The organism is Sorangium sp. So ce693, from assembly GCF_051521375.1.
In the GTDB taxonomy this organism is placed as follows: domain Bacteria; phylum Myxococcota_A; class Polyangia; order Polyangiales; family Polyangiaceae; genus Sorangium; species Sorangium atrum.
This window is the reverse complement of the sequence record NZ_CP150347.1, coordinates 6,121,497-6,137,190: the sequence shown is the minus strand read 5'-3', so window position 1 is coordinate 6,137,190 and position 15,694 is coordinate 6,121,497. Positions and strand designations below refer to the sequence as shown.

Sequence of the window (15,694 nt, the reverse complement as noted above, 5' to 3'; positions counted from 1 at the left end):
TCCCTTTGGGGCTGCGGCGGCGATAGCGACGGGACCACCAGCGCCGGCGGCGACGGCGGCGGCCCCACCGCGGGCGCCAGCACGAGCAGCACCTCGGGCAGCGGCAGCGGCAGCGTGTCGGGAAGCACGACGGGCTCGGCCAGCGGCAGCACCAGCACCGGCAGCGATGGCGCCGGTGGGAGCGGCGCCGGCGGCGACGCCAGCACGAGCAGCGCTGGTGGGGGCGCCAGCACGAGCGGCGCAGGTGGGGGCGCCAGCACGAGCGGCGCGGGTGGCGGCGCGAGCACGAGCGGCGCGGGTGGCGGCGAGGCCATCACCTGCCCATCGCCCGCGCTGAGGGCCGGCGACACGAACAAGACGATCACGATCGGCTCCTCGAACCGCAGCTATGTCTTGCATGTCCCTGCCGCGTACGACGGCAGCAAGCCGGTGCCTCTCGTGGTGGACCTCCACCCCCTCGGCGGCTCTGGCCCGTCGGAGCGATCGGGCTCGCCGTATCCGGCGCAGACCGACCCGGAGGGGGTGATCATGGCCTTCCCGTCAGGGCTGTCCGGTCCGTCGGGCGGCGCCTGGAACGTGGGGCCCTGCTGCGTGAAGAACACCGACGACGTGGCCTTCGTCAAGGCGATGGTGGCCGAGATCCAGGAGACCGCCTGCATCGACCCCAAGCGCATCTACGCGGTCGGCTTCTCGATGGGAGGCGGGATGTCCCACTACCTCGCTTGCCACGCGGCCGACACGTTCGCCGCCGTGGCGCCCGCCGCCTTCGATCTCCTGCAGGAGAACATCGGCGACTGCAAGCCGTCGCGCCCCATCACCGTGATCTCGTTCCGCAGCACCGGGGATCCGATCGTGCCTTACGCCGGTGGATACTCCGCGGTGGTGAGCGGCATGCCCATCACGTTCCTCGGGGCGAAATCGACCCTCGAGAAGTGGGGCCAGATCAACAAGTGCACGGGCTCGCCATCGGCCGAAGACAGCAAGGGCTGCTCGACCTTCTCGAACTGCGAGGGCGGCGTCGAAGTGGCCCTCTGCACGAAGCAGGGAGGGGGTCACGACTACGGCAACGCCGCGGTCGGCTGGCCGGTCCTGAAGCGGCACACCCTGCCGTAACCGCTTTCTGACGCGCGCTCTGAGTGCTCGACGCGGCGCGTCCCCTCCACTCCGCTGCACGGCGTCCCCCGATCGTCGCCGTCCTGCTCACACCCGCCTCCACGTTCGAGCGACTCCGCTGACATCGAGATACGACCCGCTGTGGGATGCAATGACGCTGCGCATCCACAGCGCGGTCTGTCAGCCTGCAGCGCCATCAGAAGAATCTGCTGTTGGTGTGCAAATACCGCTTGATCGTAGCTGCGGCGTGACACGCGAACTCGCACGTTGGCGGCCGACGCCTTGATCGTTCGACGTGACGAGTGATACTTTGGGAGCCTGCCTCCCGAGCGGCTTCGTCGTCCAGCGGGAGGCGCCAACGAGCTTCCCATGAAGGTCAGCGGAACCACAATCCTGACGCGAAAAACCTTGGTGAGCCGGAGATTCGGCTCGGAAGCGTGGCGCGGCCTCTTTCGTGACATGGCGCTGAGCCATCCGTGGTTCAGGCAGCCGATCACGGCGACCAGCCTGGTTCCGCTGCCCGAGTTCCTCACGTTCCACGACGAGCTCGTTCGGAGATTCTATCCGGACCGCAAGGACGCCCTCTTCGAGCTCGGCGCCGAGTCGGCGCGCTGGGCGCTCGTCGATGGCCCGCTGAAGCGCTTCGTCCGAGATCCGGAGATGTCCTCGCTGGTCACGGCCATTCCGACCCTCTGGCATCGTTATTTTTCCGAGACCGACAGCCGCTCCGAAGCGGCGCTGCGGGACGCCGGCGTCGAATTTCGAGTTCGCGACCTCCCGGCCTGGCACCCGTATTTCGAGCATTTCGTGATCGGGTACACGAAGGAGATGCTGGAGCTCTATTGCGCCAACCCGATCTGGACCCATCGCCTCGCCGGGGGACGCGGGACGACGTACAACTATCTGCTCGCGACCGATCCCGTTCCGAGCGCTCCTCCGAGCGGCGAGTGCGCTCGGCCCGTCCGGTCACGAAGGGCGCTCACGGAGCGCGAGCTGGAGGTGCTGCGGCTCGTCGGGGTCGGCAAGACCAACCGCGAGATCGCCGTCGTCCTTCACATCTCCCAGAAGACCGTGCAGCATCACATCGCCCACGCCTATGACAAGCTCGGCATCTACAGCCGCGCCGGCGCGACGCTGTGGCTGGGCGAGCGGGGGCTCCTGGGCTGAGGGGCGACGCGAGCGCGCGCCGCTGGCCGGCCCGCAGAGCGACGAGCGCTCGCCGGGAGAGCGCGAGCCTCACGGTCGCCTGGCATACGGCGGCGCGACGGTCACATCGGCGATGGACGCGCTCCCCGTCAGCACTGGATTGGCTCGTGGCTCACCTCGCCGTCGGTGATCGTGAGAGGGCCGCGCAGGCCACGCTGCGAGGGCAGGTTGCGCAAGCCCTTGCTCACGTTGCGCAGCTTTCGCCCGATCCGCGCGGCCCCTGACGCCGCAGCCGGACGTGCACGCGGTGGAAACCGCCCCGCCCGACGTGTGGCCTGACTCCTGCCAAGGAGACTGTCCAAGGAGACCGTGCCCCCGCGGCGCTGCGACCGTCGGTTCGAGGTCTCATCGCACGTAGGTCGCGTCGAGCGGACTCTCATGCTCGCCGACCGATCGGCAGGGGGATGACATGGATGACGCGCCGCGCTCGCGCTCGGCGCAAGGCGCCCTTTCTCTCCAGAGGAGGGGCTCGCGCACGAACATCGCTTTGCCGGGAGCGGCGAGGCGACATTGGAGGAAACATCATGAACGTTCAGGCTTGGTTCAAGGACAGTCGCATTGCATCCGTCGTCTGGCTCGCGCTCGCCATGGCCCCGCTCGCCGCGGGCTGTCAGCTGGAGGTGGCCGACGATGCGCCCGAATCGATCGTCTCCGAGTCCAGTGAGGTGAGGGGAGGCGGCGGGTCACAGGGCGGCGTCTGCGGCGGCATCGCCGGGATCGCGTGCGAGCGCGGCTTCTTCTGTGACTACGACATCAAGGCGCAGTGCGGCGCGGGCGATCAGACGGGCGTCTGCGCGCCCATCCCGAAGGCGTGCACCCAGCAGTACAATCCCGTTTGCGGCTGCGACGGCAAGACGTACAGCAATGCATGCTTCGCGAACGCGGCGGGCGTCTCGGTCGCGTCGCCCGGCAAGTGCGGCGCGCTCCCGTGAGCGCGCGCCGCGGGGGGCCTGATGGGCCTCGTCCCCCCGCGGCGTCGACTCGATAGCTCTCGCCGTCCTCCCGCGTCGATGTCGACCTACCTTGCTCTCCTCGGGGAGCGGAGGGGCCTGCACGATCGCCGCGGGAGGGCGCGCGGCGCGCCTGCGCCGCCCTCCTTCCATGTGGAAATCTCCACTGCATCATCGATGGAAAAATTTGTTGCGATTGATATGGAAAATTGCACGCACCCCAGCCCTGCACTTCGGGCCGATCTGGCTGATCACGGCATGCCGCACGCTTCTGGCGCGAGGTTTCGTCACACAATCGATGCATAGTTGACATAAGATTGCCCCGAAACGCGAGCTGAGGAGCGATCGATGACCTTGAAAATTCTTCGTTGCCTGTTGCCTTTCGCCACGTTGGCGGCCGCGCCTCTCGTGGGCTGCGGCTCGTCCGACGACCCCGGCGCGACCGGGACGGGCGCCGGCGCGAGCAGCAGCACCGGAGGGCAGGGCGCGGGCGGCGACGGCACAGGCGGCGACGGCGCAGGCGGCGAGGCGGGCGGTGTCTCCACGGAGCCGCCGGATTACGCCGCCGCGTTCCCACAGGACCGGGTTCCCCGCATCGACATCACCGTCACGCCCGAGCAGTGGCAGCAGATGGTCGACGACATGACGGACATGGCCGGCGAGTTCGGCTCGCAGGGCGGTCCATTCACGCCGCCTCCGGAGTGGGTCACGGCCTGCGATGGTCTCGTGGCCGGCGACGCCTGCACGATCTCGCTCTTCGGATCCGACGCCGCGGGGACGTGCACGGAGCTCCCCGGCGGCCTGACCTGCCAGCCGAACCCGCAGGACCCCGACGAATTCACGCCGCCGCAGGACTGGATCGACGCGTGCGAGGGGCTCGCGGCGGACGCCGGCTGTACGATCGACATCTTCGGGACCGAGACCGAGGGGACGTGCACCGACGTCAAGGGCGAGCTGGCCTGCATGCCGCCCGGCCCTGGGGGCGGCGATCCGGGGCTCGTCAGCAGCGTCGAGCTGCTCCCGCGCACGCCTGTCTACGTCGAGTGCGACGTCGCCACCGAGGATCGGCAGTGGAAGCACGTCGGCATCCGCTTCAAGGGCAACTCGAGCCTGCTCCTGCCCTGGAACGCGGGCAACTGGAAGCTGCCGCTGCGCCTCAACTTCGATCGATTCGAGGATGCGTATCCCGAGACCAAGAATCAGCGCTTCTACGGGTTCGACTCGATGTCGTTCGCGAGCGGGTACCTGGATCCCTCGCTCCTGCGCGAGAAGATCGGCACCGACATCTTCGCCAAGGCGGGGATCCCTGCGCCCGCGACCGCGTTCTACCGGGTCTTCATCGATCACGGGGAAGGGCCCGTCTATTTCGGGCTGTACACCGGCATCGAGCTCCCGTCGGACGAGTCGTTCCTCGATACCCATTTCGGCGGCCACAAGGGCAACCTCTACAAGCCCGATGGCACCGGCGCGCGGTGGGAGACGTGGGACCCTGACACCATCGTCAAGGAGAACAACGAGGACGACACCGATCTCTCGGACGCGCGGGCGCTGTTCGACGCGCTGCAGGCCGACCGGACCGACGCCGCCGCCTGGCGCGCGGGGCTCGAGGCGCGCCTCGACGTCGACGGCTTCCTGCACTGGTTCGCGCTGAACGCGGTGATCGAGGACTGGGACGTGTACGGCCGCCTGCCGCACAACTACTACCTCTACGCGGACCCGAACAAGGGCGGGCAGTTCACGTGGATCCCCTGGGATCACACCTTCGCGTTCTCGGACGCCGACGCGGGCGTGACCATCGGGCTGACGGCGCTGCCCCTCTCGATGGCCGAGGTGACCGAGCAATGGCCGCTCGTCCGCTACCTGCTCGACGATCCGGTCTATCTGGAAGTCTACCGCGGCTACGTGGCGCAGGCCGCCACCGAGGAGTACGAGGCGGCCGCTTCAGCGGCGTGGTTCAAGGCGGCGCACGACCTGATCGCGCCGTACGTCGTCGGGCCGGAGGGCGAGATCGAGGGGCACACGCACCTCATGACGCCCGAGGACTTCGACAACGGACTCGCCACGCTGATCGCCCACGCCAAGGGACGGACAGCGGAGGTGGCCCTCTACCTCGAGCAGTGAGGGTCGAGCCGTCACCTCGCAGTTCCTGGCGGGTGTGGCATCTCTGGTGGCGGGTGGCGACCGCGCGAAGCGCGGCTGCACGAACCGTCAGCAGGATTGGCTCGTTTGGAGCCTGGTCGGGAAGAACGAGTCTCGTCTCGGCCGTCGCCGATTTTGGCTTCGAGGCGTCATCTCGAAGGGCTGCGCGGCTTTCGCCGACGCGCCGGCCGTCTCTGCGAGGCCGCCCCGAGGCGCTTTTGAATCGCCGCCTGGGTCTCGCGAGGCAGCGTCGCGATGTACTCCACGGACAACGCGCGGAGCATCGCGTCCGGCAGGGCGAGAACCGCCTGCGCCTCGGTGAGCCCGGCGAGCCGCTGCTCGGGGGCGAGACCCGCGAGGCGCTGCTCGGGGGCGAGCCCGGCGAGGCGCTGCTCGGGGGCGAGCCCGGCGAGGCGCTGCTCGGGGGCGAGCCCGGCGAGCCGCTGCTTGGGCGGCACCCGCGCGACGAGGCGCGCGAGCACCTTCTCGAAGCTCTCGACCACCCGCTTTTCGTCCTTCATGTGCCGCTTCCTCTGCCCCGGGAGCGGACGTCGAAGCTGCTCGACATGCTCCAGGAGCGCCCAGAACACCGCGATCTCCGCCGGGGAGAGCGCCGGGATCCCGCCGGGGTCGGCGACCATCCCAGGCGTCACAGTGTACAGCAGATGGTCGCCCTCGCGAGCGTTCGCCGGCACCGTCTCCACCACCCGCAGGGGGAAGATGCAGAGCCGACCCTCGTGTGTGCCCGGTCCCGTCGGCGTGAGCGCGCAGTCGAGCGATCTCAGCGCCTCGACGAAGCGGGGGGTCAGCCGGGGCGCGAGCACGCGGAGGGCGACGGAGGCGGGGTCCTCAATCTCTGCAACGACGAGGTACTGCAGCGCGTAAGCGAGGAGCATGCGGGCGTCGTCGCGTTCGAGCTCGTCGGTCGGCCCCTTGAAGTGCACGAGGGTGTGCTCTGCCAGCTCGCCCACGACGCTGGTGAGCAGGCTCGGCCTGGGCGGGGCGCCGCGCCGCCGGCGCCGAAGGATGACGAGGTCGACGCGGAGCGGCTCGCGCGCGAGCTGAAACTCCGAGATGCACTGATACCAGCCCGCGGGCAGCACGTGCTCGAGGAGCGCGACGAGCACCGGGTGCCATGCCGTGTAGACGCGAACGCGACGGCGCCCCTGCGGGGAGCGCGTCCCGCGCTTCGTCGTCGTGCGTGCGGCCTTCGCCATGAGGAGCAGCGCTACCACGACCGCTGAAGACAGGCGAGTTCGTGCCATGAAGCGGTGACACCGGCGTCGCAGCGCGGTGCCCTGCGTCGTTCCCGTCCCAGATCAGGTGTCCGGGTGACGATGACGGCCCGATCGACGCTGGCGTGCACGAGCAAAACATTGGCTTGCGGGAGGAAGCGCGCCAGCGCGGATCTCCGCATCTTCTCCCCATCTCCGGGGCAGGACGCCCCGCGATGCCATCGAGAGAGGAATCCCCCATGTCGAAGCTCATCCGCGCCGCCGCCGTCGCCTCGTTCACCGCCCTCGCCGCCTGCGCCTCGGAGGCCGCGGGCCCGAGCGTGCCCGCAGAGGGCCCCGCCGGCGCGCCGGCCGCGCGGCTCGCCGCGTTCACGTCGGACGCCGCCGGCTTTGATACGCGCTCGTATTACTACGACACCGGGCGCGAGGTCGTCGTGTTCGATGCCCAGTTCACGGGAGCGTACGCCAGGAGCGCCATCGCGCAGATCCGCAGCGAGACGCAGAGCCCGATCACGTACGTCGTGGTGACGCACCCGAATCCGGACAAGTTCAACGGCGCGTCCGAGTTCCAGAAGATCGGCGCGAAGGTCGTCGCGAGCCGCGCCACCGCGGGCGCGATCGACGAGGTCCACGCCTACAAGAAGGCGTACATGGTCGGCGCGGGCATGTTCACCGAGGAGACGTACCCACCGAAGGCCGTCGTCGACGTGACGTTCGAGGGGGCGTACTCGCTCCCGCTGCAGGCCGGCGCGGTCGAGCTGCGCGAGCTCGAGCACGCCGGCGTCTCGACGACGCAGACCGTCGCGATCGTCCCCTCGGCGAGGGCGCTCGTCGTCGGCGATCTCGTGCACCACAAGGCGCACGCGTGGCTCGAGGGCGGCATCCGCAACGGCAAGCCGTCGCCGGACCTCGCCTCGTGGCGCGCGGCGCTCGACGAGCTGCTGGAGTTCGACGGGCTCACCGTTTACGGCGGCCGGGGGCAGACCGCCCCGGTGCGCGCCGCGGTGGACGAGCAGAAGGCGTACCTCACCGCGATGGAGTCCCTCGTCGAGCGCTACGTCGCCTCGCTCGGCGAGAAGAAGAGCGAGCTCTCGGGGGCCGAGGCGCCGAGCCACCACAAGAAGATTGCGGCCCTCGCGAGCGCCGAGTTCCCTGACTACGATCTCGCCTACATGATCGAGTACGGCGTCTACGGGCTCGCGAACGCGATCGCGAGCAAGTGAAGGCCTCGGCGCGGCCGCCTGGGCGCGCTGTTCGCCCGGGCGCGCCGCGCCGGTTCACCCCGTGCTCGCCTCGTTCGCCTGCGCGCGGGCCCGGTAATCCTTCGGCCGCTCGCCCGTGAAGGCGGCGAACGCGCGGGTGAACGCCCCCAGGCTGTCGAACCCGACCGCGACCGCGGCGTCGGTGACGCGGGCGCCGCCTCCGGCCAGCAGCTCCATCGCGCGCAGCATCCGGGCGGTGCTCAGGTACTCGGTCCACGTCGTCTGTGCCTCCTCGACGAAGCGCCGCGACAGCGTGCGCGTCGAGGTGCGCGCCGCGCGAGCGGCGTCGTCGAGGGTCGGGTGCTCGCAGAGGTGCTCGCGCGCGAACCGCATCGCGCGAGCGAGCTCGGGCGAGCGCGCGACAGGCAGCTTGAAGGGGAGCGGCTCGGCGACCCACTCCCGGCAGAGCGCCCCGAGCGTCTTGAAGAAGAGCGAGGCGGTCGCGTCGCGCCCGCCGTGGTCTGGCCCCCAGCGCATCGCGTGGAGGATCATCTCACGCGCGAGCGGCGTCACCGCGAAGACGCGGCAGTCGACGCGCTCCTCGCCTTGCGGGTCGCCGGAAGGCAGCGGCACCTGGGTGAGCCGCGGCGACAGGTACACCGTCCGCAGCGCGACGGGCCCCGCGGCGTGCGCGCGGTGCATGACGTCGGCCGCGATGAACGCCGCGCGCTGCGGCGGCAGGATCCAGTGGGCGCTGCCGACCTCGAGGTGCAGGACGCCCGCGCTCGCGTAGAGCAGCTGGTGCTTGCGGTGCGCGTGCACGTCGCCGCTGAACGGCAGCACATCATCGGCGAGGCCGAACGCGGGCAGGTCGACCGCATCGACGTCGACCGGCGCGCGAGACGCTTCCGGCCTAGGCGAGCCGGCGAGGAGCGGGGTGGATGCCGTCAAGACGCTCCCGGGCGGAGGGGGCGTCGTGCTCACCCCGCGCGCGGGCTGCCCATGGGCACGGCGGGTTGCACTTCTCGATCCCATGCTCGTCGAGAGGATAGGGCGAAATTCGCCGCGAGGACGCTCGGCGAGGCGGTCGCCCCGCAGCGCGGGATGCTTCGGCGGGCAGGTGCTGCGCCGGGAGGGCCAGGCGGGGGTGTGGTCATCCTGATGTTCCCGCCCCACGCGCATCGAAGGTAGGATGGCGGAATGACGCGTGTGATCGTCGCCGGCGCTGTGGCGTGGACCGACGTGGGCGCGATCCGGCGCGAGCTGGCGAAGCTTCCGGTGGGGGCGACCGTGATCCACGGCGACTCGCCGGGCGCGGATGCCCTCGCCGGGCGCGTCGCAGCCGAGCTAGGGCTCGCCGTGGAGCCTATGGCGAAGAACGAGGCGGACTATGCGAAGTACAAGCGTGGTGCCTGGAAGGGGCTCAACAAGCGGATGCTGGCGAGCGGGGTAGTGCGGGTGCTGGTGTTTCATCCCGCGATCGAAAAGAGCCGCGGGTCGGGACACCTCGTCGAGCTGGCGAACGCGGCTGGTGTCGCGGTGAGCGTGTTCGCGGAGTGAGGGGCGCGGAGGGCGCGGCTGGCACGAGCGCACCTGTTGAGAGGTTCTGGGACATGACGGCAGCTTGGCGACAGCACCCGAGGCTTGAGGGCCGCTTCCACGTCGACCACCCGGACGACGTGCAAGTCCTGGTTCACGATGGTGGGCCGCGGCTCACCGATCGCCGTCCGGAGCTTGTCTGGGTGCGCGTTACCGCATGCCACGGCGATGTCTTTACCGCCCGGGTCCTGAACCAACCGCACCAGTTGAAGACCGTCAACGAAGGCACAGAGGTTCGGTTCATTGCGCCGACAGGCGGCGAGAACCTGCTGCAGGTCCGCGGGCAGTACCTGCGAGAGCGCGCAGACTGGACCATCGGCCCGTGCAGCAAGTGCGGCCTGGACGAGCTGTTCGACGCGCCTTCCGAGCTGATCGCGAGAGTCTTCCCGAATATTCCTGCTGGCGCAACGATGGACGCGTTCAGCGCCTTCTGCGGTGCATGTGGCGGTGTCCAGATGGTCCAGCACAAGGACTTCAGAGAGGACGACGGCGAGGGGCCGGACGAGCAAGCGGAACAGCAGCTTCCGGGCAAAAAGTGGTGGCAATTCTGGAAGTGAACCATCGGATGAATGGCCATCACGGGACGTCATCCAGACGTGCGAAGGGCAGGGCGTTTCATGTTTCCCGCCTCCCGCGATGACGCCAGGTCGCTGCTCGCGACCCTGGGCGCTCCGCCTCACTTGTTGCGGCACGTCGAGCTCGTCGGGGAAGCGGCCGATCTGCTTATCATCCTCTTCCGCGAGCAGGGCATTCCGATCGACGAGGACTTTGTTCGGGTTGGCGTGGTGCTCCATGACGCCGGCAAGATTGAGCACCCTCGAGAGCTCACGGGGCCGGGCAGCGAGCACGAACCCGCAGGCGAGCGGATGCTCCTCGCGGCCTCGGTCACGCCGGCGCTCGCGAGAGTGTGCTTGTCGCACGCACGCTGGCAGCAGATGGCATCTACACTGGAGGAGCTCATCATCGCCCTGGCCGACAAGCTCTGGAAGGGAGTGCGCGCGCCGGACCTGGAGGAACGAGCGCTTCTGGAGGCCACGGCGCGCGGCGGCCGTGATCGCTGGGGCCTGTTCATCCCCTTCGACTCTTGCTTCGAGAGGATCGCTGAACGAGGGCATGTGCGATTGGAATGTAGCCGACACGAGCGCTAACTATCGGGTGGAACCGCCGGCGCTTCGGGCCGGGGCTCATCGGAGCGATGGGCAGACTCGAGCAGACTCATGGGCATCTACCTGTTCCGCGTAACCTGCACAGCTTGCGCGTTCGAGGGAATGCTGCGCGAGGGTCCTTCTGGAGCCTACTACCAGCTTCCTGATGGCGACAGCGCCGTCGCGAAGACCGCGCCCGCGTGGTGCGCGGAATGCGCCACGGTCGTGGACGCGGAGGTTTTGCCGTCGCTCGACGATGCCAGGCGCGAGCTGGCTGAATTTGAACGCCAAGGTCCCGCCATGCACGCGTTTCTCAACGATGCCGCCGGCTTCCGTCATCCCATGATGCTGCTGGAACACCACATCGCAGGTCTGCAGTCGACGTTGAAATGGCGAGCGCTCCGTCAGTCGCCGCCGCGCTGCCTCACGTGTACATCGCATCATGTTGATTATCTCCCATGGAGGATTGGGAGTGAGAATCAAGCCATGCAGCATCCGTCGTGCCCCGGAATGCTGAAATTTGCGACGCACGCTCATGCCGTCCCGCGCGCTTGCGGGTACTCGGTGGAGGGGTACACGCTTGCGTTGTGACGTGGGCAGAGGAGCTTGCGATGAGGCCCGGAGGCGATCGGCGGGACGGCGCGGAGAGCGCCGCTGGCCGTGCACAGTCAGCGGGTCCGGTGCGTCGGAGACGCGCGCGGGTCAGCGCGCAGCCATGCCGGGAAAACCCGCCGAGTGCACGGTGCGGGTCCCCTCGATCCCCTTCAGGTCGACGTGCGAGGCGCGCGGCGGCGTCCAGCCCTCGGCGGTCAGCAGACCGACGAGCTCGGCATCGGCGGCGAGCGGCGCGGACACGGTGAGCTCGCCGCCTGTTGAGACGCCGAGCAGGCGCGCCGCCGTGTTCACGGTGCGGCCGAAGTAGTCGAGGCGCTGGTTCAGGTTGACGAGCAACGCCGGGCCGCGGTGCATGCCCGCCCGGAGCACGAGGCGCTCGCCCTCGGGCCGGCCGGCGTTGTGGCCGAGCATGCCGCGCATGGCTGCGCTCAGCGCCGTCACCGCGGACCGCTCGTCCAGGAAAGTGGCCATGACCGCGTCGCCGATGGTCTTGACCACCGCGCCGCCCTGAGCTTCGACCGCGCCAATCACGACGTCGAAGTGATCGCGCACCAGGTTGTACGCGGGGGCGTCGCCGATCCGCTCGTACAGCCGCGTGGAGCCGCACAGATCGGTGAAGACGACGAGGACCGATCGGACCGTCAGCCGCTCCCGCGCCGACAGCACCATGCCGCCGAAGTAGCGCCGGTACTCCGGGACGTGGAGCAGCTCGAGCCCGCTGAGCCGCCGCGGCAGGCTGGCCGGATCGAGCTCGTCCTTCAAGACATCGTGATGAACGACGAAGCCGCACTGCGGCCAGCCCACGTTGGTGAGCGCGATCTTGAGCGGGCCGGGCCGCACCGCGAGCTCTGTCACGTCATAGTGGGGTCCCGCCAGCTGCGAGATCGCGACGGCCTGCACCTCGTCCGTGGGCTCACCCTCGACGCGAAGGATGCCCTTGGCGCGGGTCAAGGGGCAGAAGTAGCGGTAGCGGCCCGGGGGGAGCACCTCGGTCGCCGCCGCGGTCTCGCCGAGCGCGGCGGTCATGCCATAACGGGGATGGAGCGCCGACGGCGGCGGGCAAACGGGGGGGAAGCCGAGGTCCTCGATGGACCGGCCGAGCGAGAACGTCACCTCGACGCGCGCCGACATGTCGACGTCGAAGGAGTACTCGCACATCGGGCAGAACGAGACGGCGGCCGCCGCGGCGAGGTCGTCGATGGCCTCGGCCAGCATGTTGCAATGGCTGCAGTGGACGTCCCAGTGCATGTCGAAGAGGCCAGTCTGGGTGCCGTGCAGCAGGACGCGGATGACCGCGTGCGCGTCGAGCGCGGTGTCCGCCGCGACCACGTGGGGGTTGATACGGTAGCGACGGATGAGCGGCGCGTCGTGGAGCCATCGCTCGACCGCATCGATCTCGCCTGCGTTCGCGGGGTGCTGCTGCCTGAGCCGCTCGAACAGGGTCTTCAGACGGTGGGTATCCATGGCTGCGCTCCGAGCATGCGCATGTCTCGCAGGCGGCGGGAAGCGCCACGTGCGAGCCCGGCCGCGTCGCCCCCCACGTTCCCACGGGCGCTCCAGCAGCGCGGCTGTCGCACACGACAACTGGGCTCTCGATGCGACGCCGATGAGCGTCCGTCGCCCCGCGGTTCCAGGTCGGCTGCGGCTGCGCGCCTACAGCGTCAGCTCCGCCCTCGCGGTCGAGTCCCCGATCTCGCGCGTCACCTGGAAGCCGAGCTTCTGCGCCACGCGCTGCATCTCCACGTTCTCGGCCAGGATGTCGGCGCTGATGCGGGAGAGCCCCTCGTCGCGGCCGATCTGGACGAGGAGGCCGAGCAGCCGGGAACCGAGCCCCTGACGCTGGTGCTCATCGCTGATCAGCAGGGCGAACTCCGCGTCACGCGTGCCCGGCAGCTTGCTCAGCCGGCCGACGCCGATGATCTGCCGCTGCGCGCCGCCCGCGGGCGGCTTCTCGACGACGAGCGCCATCTCGCGGTCGTAGTCCGCGAAGCAGACGCGCGTCAGCCGCTCGTGCGCGGTGCGCAGATCGAGCTGCATCGGGTAGAAATACCGGAGCCGCACGGTCCGCTCGGACAGCTTCCGGTGGAACTCGACCATCTGCGGCTCGTCCTCGGGGCGGATGGGCCGAATTGTGAACGACGCCTGCCCGTCCTTGCTCTTGAGCTCCGTCACATACTGCGTGGGATACTCGCGGATCGCCGACCTGGGGAGCGCGGACTCCGGCGTGTCCGGCGGGTGCAGGACGACGCGGGCGTCGAGGGCGATGGCGCCCTCCGAGTTCACGGAGAGCGGGTTGATGTCGATCTCGCTTATCCATCGCTGCTCGATCACGAGCTGCGAGAACCTCACGAGCAGGTGCTCGAGCGCCGTGAGGTCCACCGGCTTGCGGCCGCGCACGCCCTTGAGCGCGCGGTAGATCCTCGTCTGCTCCATCATGCGCCGGGCAAGCGTCGCGTTGAGCGGCGGCAGGCCGAGCGAGCGGTCCTTGAAGATCTCGACGAGCTGCCCGCCGGCCCCGAACAGCAGCACCGGGCCGAACTGCGGATCGATCGAGCTGCCGAGGATGATCTCGTAAGCATCCTTCAGCGAGATCATCGGCTGGACCGTCACGCCCTGGAAGTGCTGCGCGCCGGCCCGCCGCGAGACGCTCTCCTGGATCTCCTCGAACGCCCTGCGTACGGCGTCGTCGTCGCGCAGGTCGAGCTTCACGCCGCCCACGTCGGTCTTGTGGGTGATCGTCGCGCTGTACAGCTTGAGGACGGCCGGATACCCCATCTCCCTGGCCGTGGCCACGGCCTCGTCCGTGCTCCTCGCGACGGCCGTCGGCACCGTCGGGAGGCCGTACGCCGCCATGAGCTGCTTCGACTCCACCTCATCCAGGAGCGTCCGGCCCGACGCGCGGACGCCGGCGATGAGCTCCCTGGCCCTCTCGCGATCGACGTTCAGCGCCCGCTCGTCCGTGCTCGGGGTCTCGTACAGCGCCCGGAGGGCGTACGCGTAGCGGAACATGGAGCAGAACGCGCGAGCTGCGGTGTCGGGGTACTCGAACGTCGGGACCCCGGCGCGGTTCAAGATCGCCTTGCCCGCCTCCACCTCCACGCCGCCCATCCAGCTGGCGAGGACCGGCTTGCCCTCGACGTGCGCGTGCTTGCGCAGCGCCTCGGCGGTCTGGGTCGGCTCGGTCATGTCCTGCGGCGTGAGGATGACGAGCACGCCGTCGTTGTTCGGGCCCTTGGCGCAGATCTCCAGCGCCTTCGCGTAGCGGTCGGCGCCGGCGTCGCCGAGCACGTCGACCGGGTTGTTGCGGCTCCACGCGGGGGGGAGGAAGCTGCTCAGCTCGCCCAGGATCTCCGGCGAGAGCGGCGCCAGCTCGCCGCCGTTCGCGACGAGCGCGTCCGTCGCCAGCACGCCCGGGCCGCCGGCGTTGGTGACGATGCACAGCCGGTTGCCGCGCGGCCGGGGCTGCTTGGCCAGCGTCTCGGCCATGGAGAACAGGTCCGCGATGTCGTTCACGCGCAGCACGCCCACGCGCCGGAACGCCGCGTCGAGCACCTCGTCCGAGCCGGTGAGCGAGCCGGTGTGCGAGGCGGCCGCCTTCGCCGCCGCCTCGCTGCGGCCTGGCTTGATCACGATGATCGGCTTGGTGAGCGCCACCTCGCGGGCGGCCGACAGGAACGATCGCGCGTCGCGCGGGTCGCCGATCGACTCCATGTAGATGAGGATGCTGCTCGTCTTGGGGTCGTTGCCGAGGTGGTCGATCAGGTCGCCCCAGCCGACGTCGAGCATCGAGCCGACGCTGACGAACGCGCTGAAGCCGACCTGTTCCTTGAGGCTCCAGTCGAGCACCGCCGTGCAGAGCGCGCCGGACTGGCTGACGAACGCGACCTTGCCCGGCCGCGCCTGCCCCTTCGCGAACGTCGCGTTGAGCCCGCCGATCGGGTTCATGACGCCAAGGCAGTTCGGGCCGATGATGCGCATCTTCCCGCGGGCGCGCTCCATGATCTGCTGCTCGAGCCGGATGCCCGGGGGCCCCATCTCCTTGAATCCGGCCGAGATGATGATCGCGCCGGGGACGCCGGCGTCCACGCACTCGCCGATGAGGCCCGGCACGCTCGCGGCGGGGGTGACGAGCACCGCGAGATCCACCTTCGCCGGCACGGCCGCGATGCTCGGATAGGCCTTGATGCCGAGGACGCTCTGCCGCTTCGGGTTCACCGGAAAGACGGTGCCGCCGAACGGGTTGCTGATCAGGTTCCAGAGGAGCGTGCGGCCGACGGCGCCGCTGTTCTCGGTCGCGCCGATGACCGCGACGTTCCGCGGCCTGAAGATGGGGTCGAGGCTCTGAGGCTCCTGACGGAGGACATCGTGGGCACGGTCGGTCGTGGGTACGGAGTCAGCCATGAAGCTCCTCGAGGGGTGATGGGGCGAACGCCACAGGGGCCATTGCGCAGGACGACGATGGCCGTCGTGCCACGCGGCCGGGCTGGGTG

Annotated in this window: 13 protein-coding genes; 9 read left to right on the top strand and 4 right to left on the bottom strand. The window is 69.5% G+C overall.

What is annotated here, in order from left to right:
* The first annotated feature begins 114 nt into the window (after positions 1-114).
* From WMF14_RS22945 to WMF14_RS22930, 4 genes are all read left to right on the top strand, one after another.
* Positions 115-1,113, top strand: coding sequence for an alpha/beta hydrolase family esterase (locus WMF14_RS22945; RefSeq protein ID WP_437803644.1), 999 nt, complete (start codon positions 115-117; stop codon positions 1,111-1,113).
* Between the two features lie 411 nt (positions 1,114-1,524).
* Positions 1,525-2,280 carry a response regulator transcription factor gene (locus WMF14_RS22940; protein WP_272092862.1) on the top strand — a complete coding sequence of 252 codons (756 nt, stop codon included), beginning with the start codon at positions 1,525-1,527 and terminating at the stop codon, positions 2,278-2,280.
* A gap of 563 nt (positions 2,281-2,843) precedes the next feature.
* The gene (locus WMF14_RS22935; protein ID WP_437803642.1) at positions 2,844-3,251 is read left to right on the top strand and encodes a Kazal-type serine protease inhibitor family protein; all 408 of its coding nucleotides are present in this window, start codon (positions 2,844-2,846) and stop codon (positions 3,249-3,251) included.
* Positions 3,252-3,617: 366 nt separating this feature from the next.
* The gene (locus WMF14_RS22930) at positions 3,618-5,390 is read left to right on the top strand and encodes a CotH kinase family protein (RefSeq protein ID WP_437803640.1); all 1,773 of its coding nucleotides are present in this window, start codon (positions 3,618-3,620) and stop codon (positions 5,388-5,390) included.
* Positions 5,391-5,557: 167 nt separating this feature from the next.
* Here the strand turns inward: WMF14_RS22930 and WMF14_RS22925 are convergent, their stop codons facing one another.
* Positions 5,558-6,673, bottom strand: a complete 1,116-nt coding sequence (locus WMF14_RS22925; protein ID WP_437803638.1) for a hypothetical protein — start codon at positions 6,671-6,673, stop codon at positions 5,558-5,560.
* Positions 6,674-6,882: 209 nt separating this feature from the next.
* On the opposite strand from WMF14_RS22925, the gene WMF14_RS22920 reads away from it, so the two are divergent.
* Entirely contained in the window at positions 6,883-7,866 is a 984-nt protein-coding gene (locus WMF14_RS22920) for an MBL fold metallo-hydrolase (RefSeq protein ID WP_437803636.1), read from the top strand.
* A gap of 54 nt (positions 7,867-7,920) precedes the next feature.
* Here the strand turns inward: WMF14_RS22920 and WMF14_RS22915 are convergent, their stop codons facing one another.
* On the bottom strand, positions 7,921-8,796 hold the full coding sequence (locus WMF14_RS22915) for an AraC family transcriptional regulator (protein WP_437803634.1): 876 nt from the start codon (positions 8,794-8,796) through the stop codon (positions 7,921-7,923).
* A gap of 249 nt (positions 8,797-9,045) precedes the next feature.
* Between WMF14_RS22915 and WMF14_RS22910 the strand changes: the two genes are divergently transcribed.
* From WMF14_RS22910 to WMF14_RS22895, 4 genes are all read left to right on the top strand, one after another.
* A complete protein-coding gene (locus WMF14_RS22910) occupies positions 9,046-9,405 on the top strand; it encodes an SLOG family protein (protein ID WP_437803632.1) in 360 nt (119 codons plus the stop codon).
* Between the two features lie 53 nt (positions 9,406-9,458).
* Positions 9,459-10,001, top strand: coding sequence for a hypothetical protein (locus WMF14_RS22905; protein ID WP_437803630.1), 543 nt, complete (start codon positions 9,459-9,461; stop codon positions 9,999-10,001).
* A 12-nt stretch (positions 10,002-10,013) separates the two neighbouring features.
* Positions 10,014-10,592: an HD domain-containing protein gene (locus tag WMF14_RS22900; protein WP_437803629.1), complete on the top strand. Its 579-nt coding sequence runs from the start codon at positions 10,014-10,016 to the stop codon at positions 10,590-10,592.
* 69 nt (positions 10,593-10,661) lie between these two features.
* Positions 10,662-11,180, top strand: coding sequence for a hypothetical protein (locus WMF14_RS22895; protein WP_437803627.1), 519 nt, complete (start codon positions 10,662-10,664; stop codon positions 11,178-11,180).
* A gap of 111 nt (positions 11,181-11,291) precedes the next feature.
* On the opposite strand, the gene WMF14_RS22890 is transcribed toward WMF14_RS22895, so the two are convergent.
* Complete coding sequence (locus WMF14_RS22890) at positions 11,292-12,668, bottom strand: adenylate/guanylate cyclase domain-containing protein (RefSeq protein WP_272092856.1); 1,377 nt, start codon at positions 12,666-12,668, stop codon at positions 11,292-11,294.
* A gap of 189 nt (positions 12,669-12,857) precedes the next feature.
* Positions 12,858-15,605, bottom strand: a complete 2,748-nt coding sequence (locus WMF14_RS22885; RefSeq protein WP_437803625.1) for a bifunctional acetate--CoA ligase family protein/GNAT family N-acetyltransferase — start codon at positions 15,603-15,605, stop codon at positions 12,858-12,860.
* Positions 15,606-15,694: the final 89 nt, after the last annotated feature.

Excerpts from the sequence above, each read along its gene's own strand:
- WMF14_RS22900 (WP_437803629.1), top strand. The coding sequence starts at position 10,014 with ATGGCCATCACGGGACGTCATCCAGACGTGCGAAGGGCAGGGCGTTTC.
- WMF14_RS22935 (WP_437803642.1), top strand. The coding sequence starts at position 2,844 with ATGAACGTTCAGGCTTGGTTCAAGGACAGTCGCATTGCATCCGTCGTC.
- WMF14_RS22930 (WP_437803640.1), top strand. The coding sequence starts at position 3,618 with ATGACCTTGAAAATTCTTCGTTGCCTGTTGCCTTTCGCCACGTTGGCG.
- WMF14_RS22925 (WP_437803638.1), bottom strand. The coding sequence starts at position 6,673 with ATGGCACGAACTCGCCTGTCTTCAGCGGTCGTGGTAGCGCTGCTCCTC.
- WMF14_RS22895 (WP_437803627.1), top strand. The coding sequence starts at position 10,662 with ATGGGCATCTACCTGTTCCGCGTAACCTGCACAGCTTGCGCGTTCGAG.
- WMF14_RS22905 (WP_437803630.1), top strand. The coding sequence starts at position 9,459 with ATGACGGCAGCTTGGCGACAGCACCCGAGGCTTGAGGGCCGCTTCCAC.
- WMF14_RS22885 (WP_437803625.1), bottom strand. The coding sequence starts at position 15,605 with ATGGCTGACTCCGTACCCACGACCGACCGTGCCCACGATGTCCTCCGT.
- WMF14_RS22920 (WP_437803636.1), top strand. The coding sequence starts at position 6,883 with ATGTCGAAGCTCATCCGCGCCGCCGCCGTCGCCTCGTTCACCGCCCTC.
- WMF14_RS22910 (WP_437803632.1), top strand. The coding sequence starts at position 9,046 with ATGACGCGTGTGATCGTCGCCGGCGCTGTGGCGTGGACCGACGTGGGC.
- WMF14_RS22890 (WP_272092856.1), bottom strand. The coding sequence starts at position 12,668 with ATGGATACCCACCGTCTGAAGACCCTGTTCGAGCGGCTCAGGCAGCAG.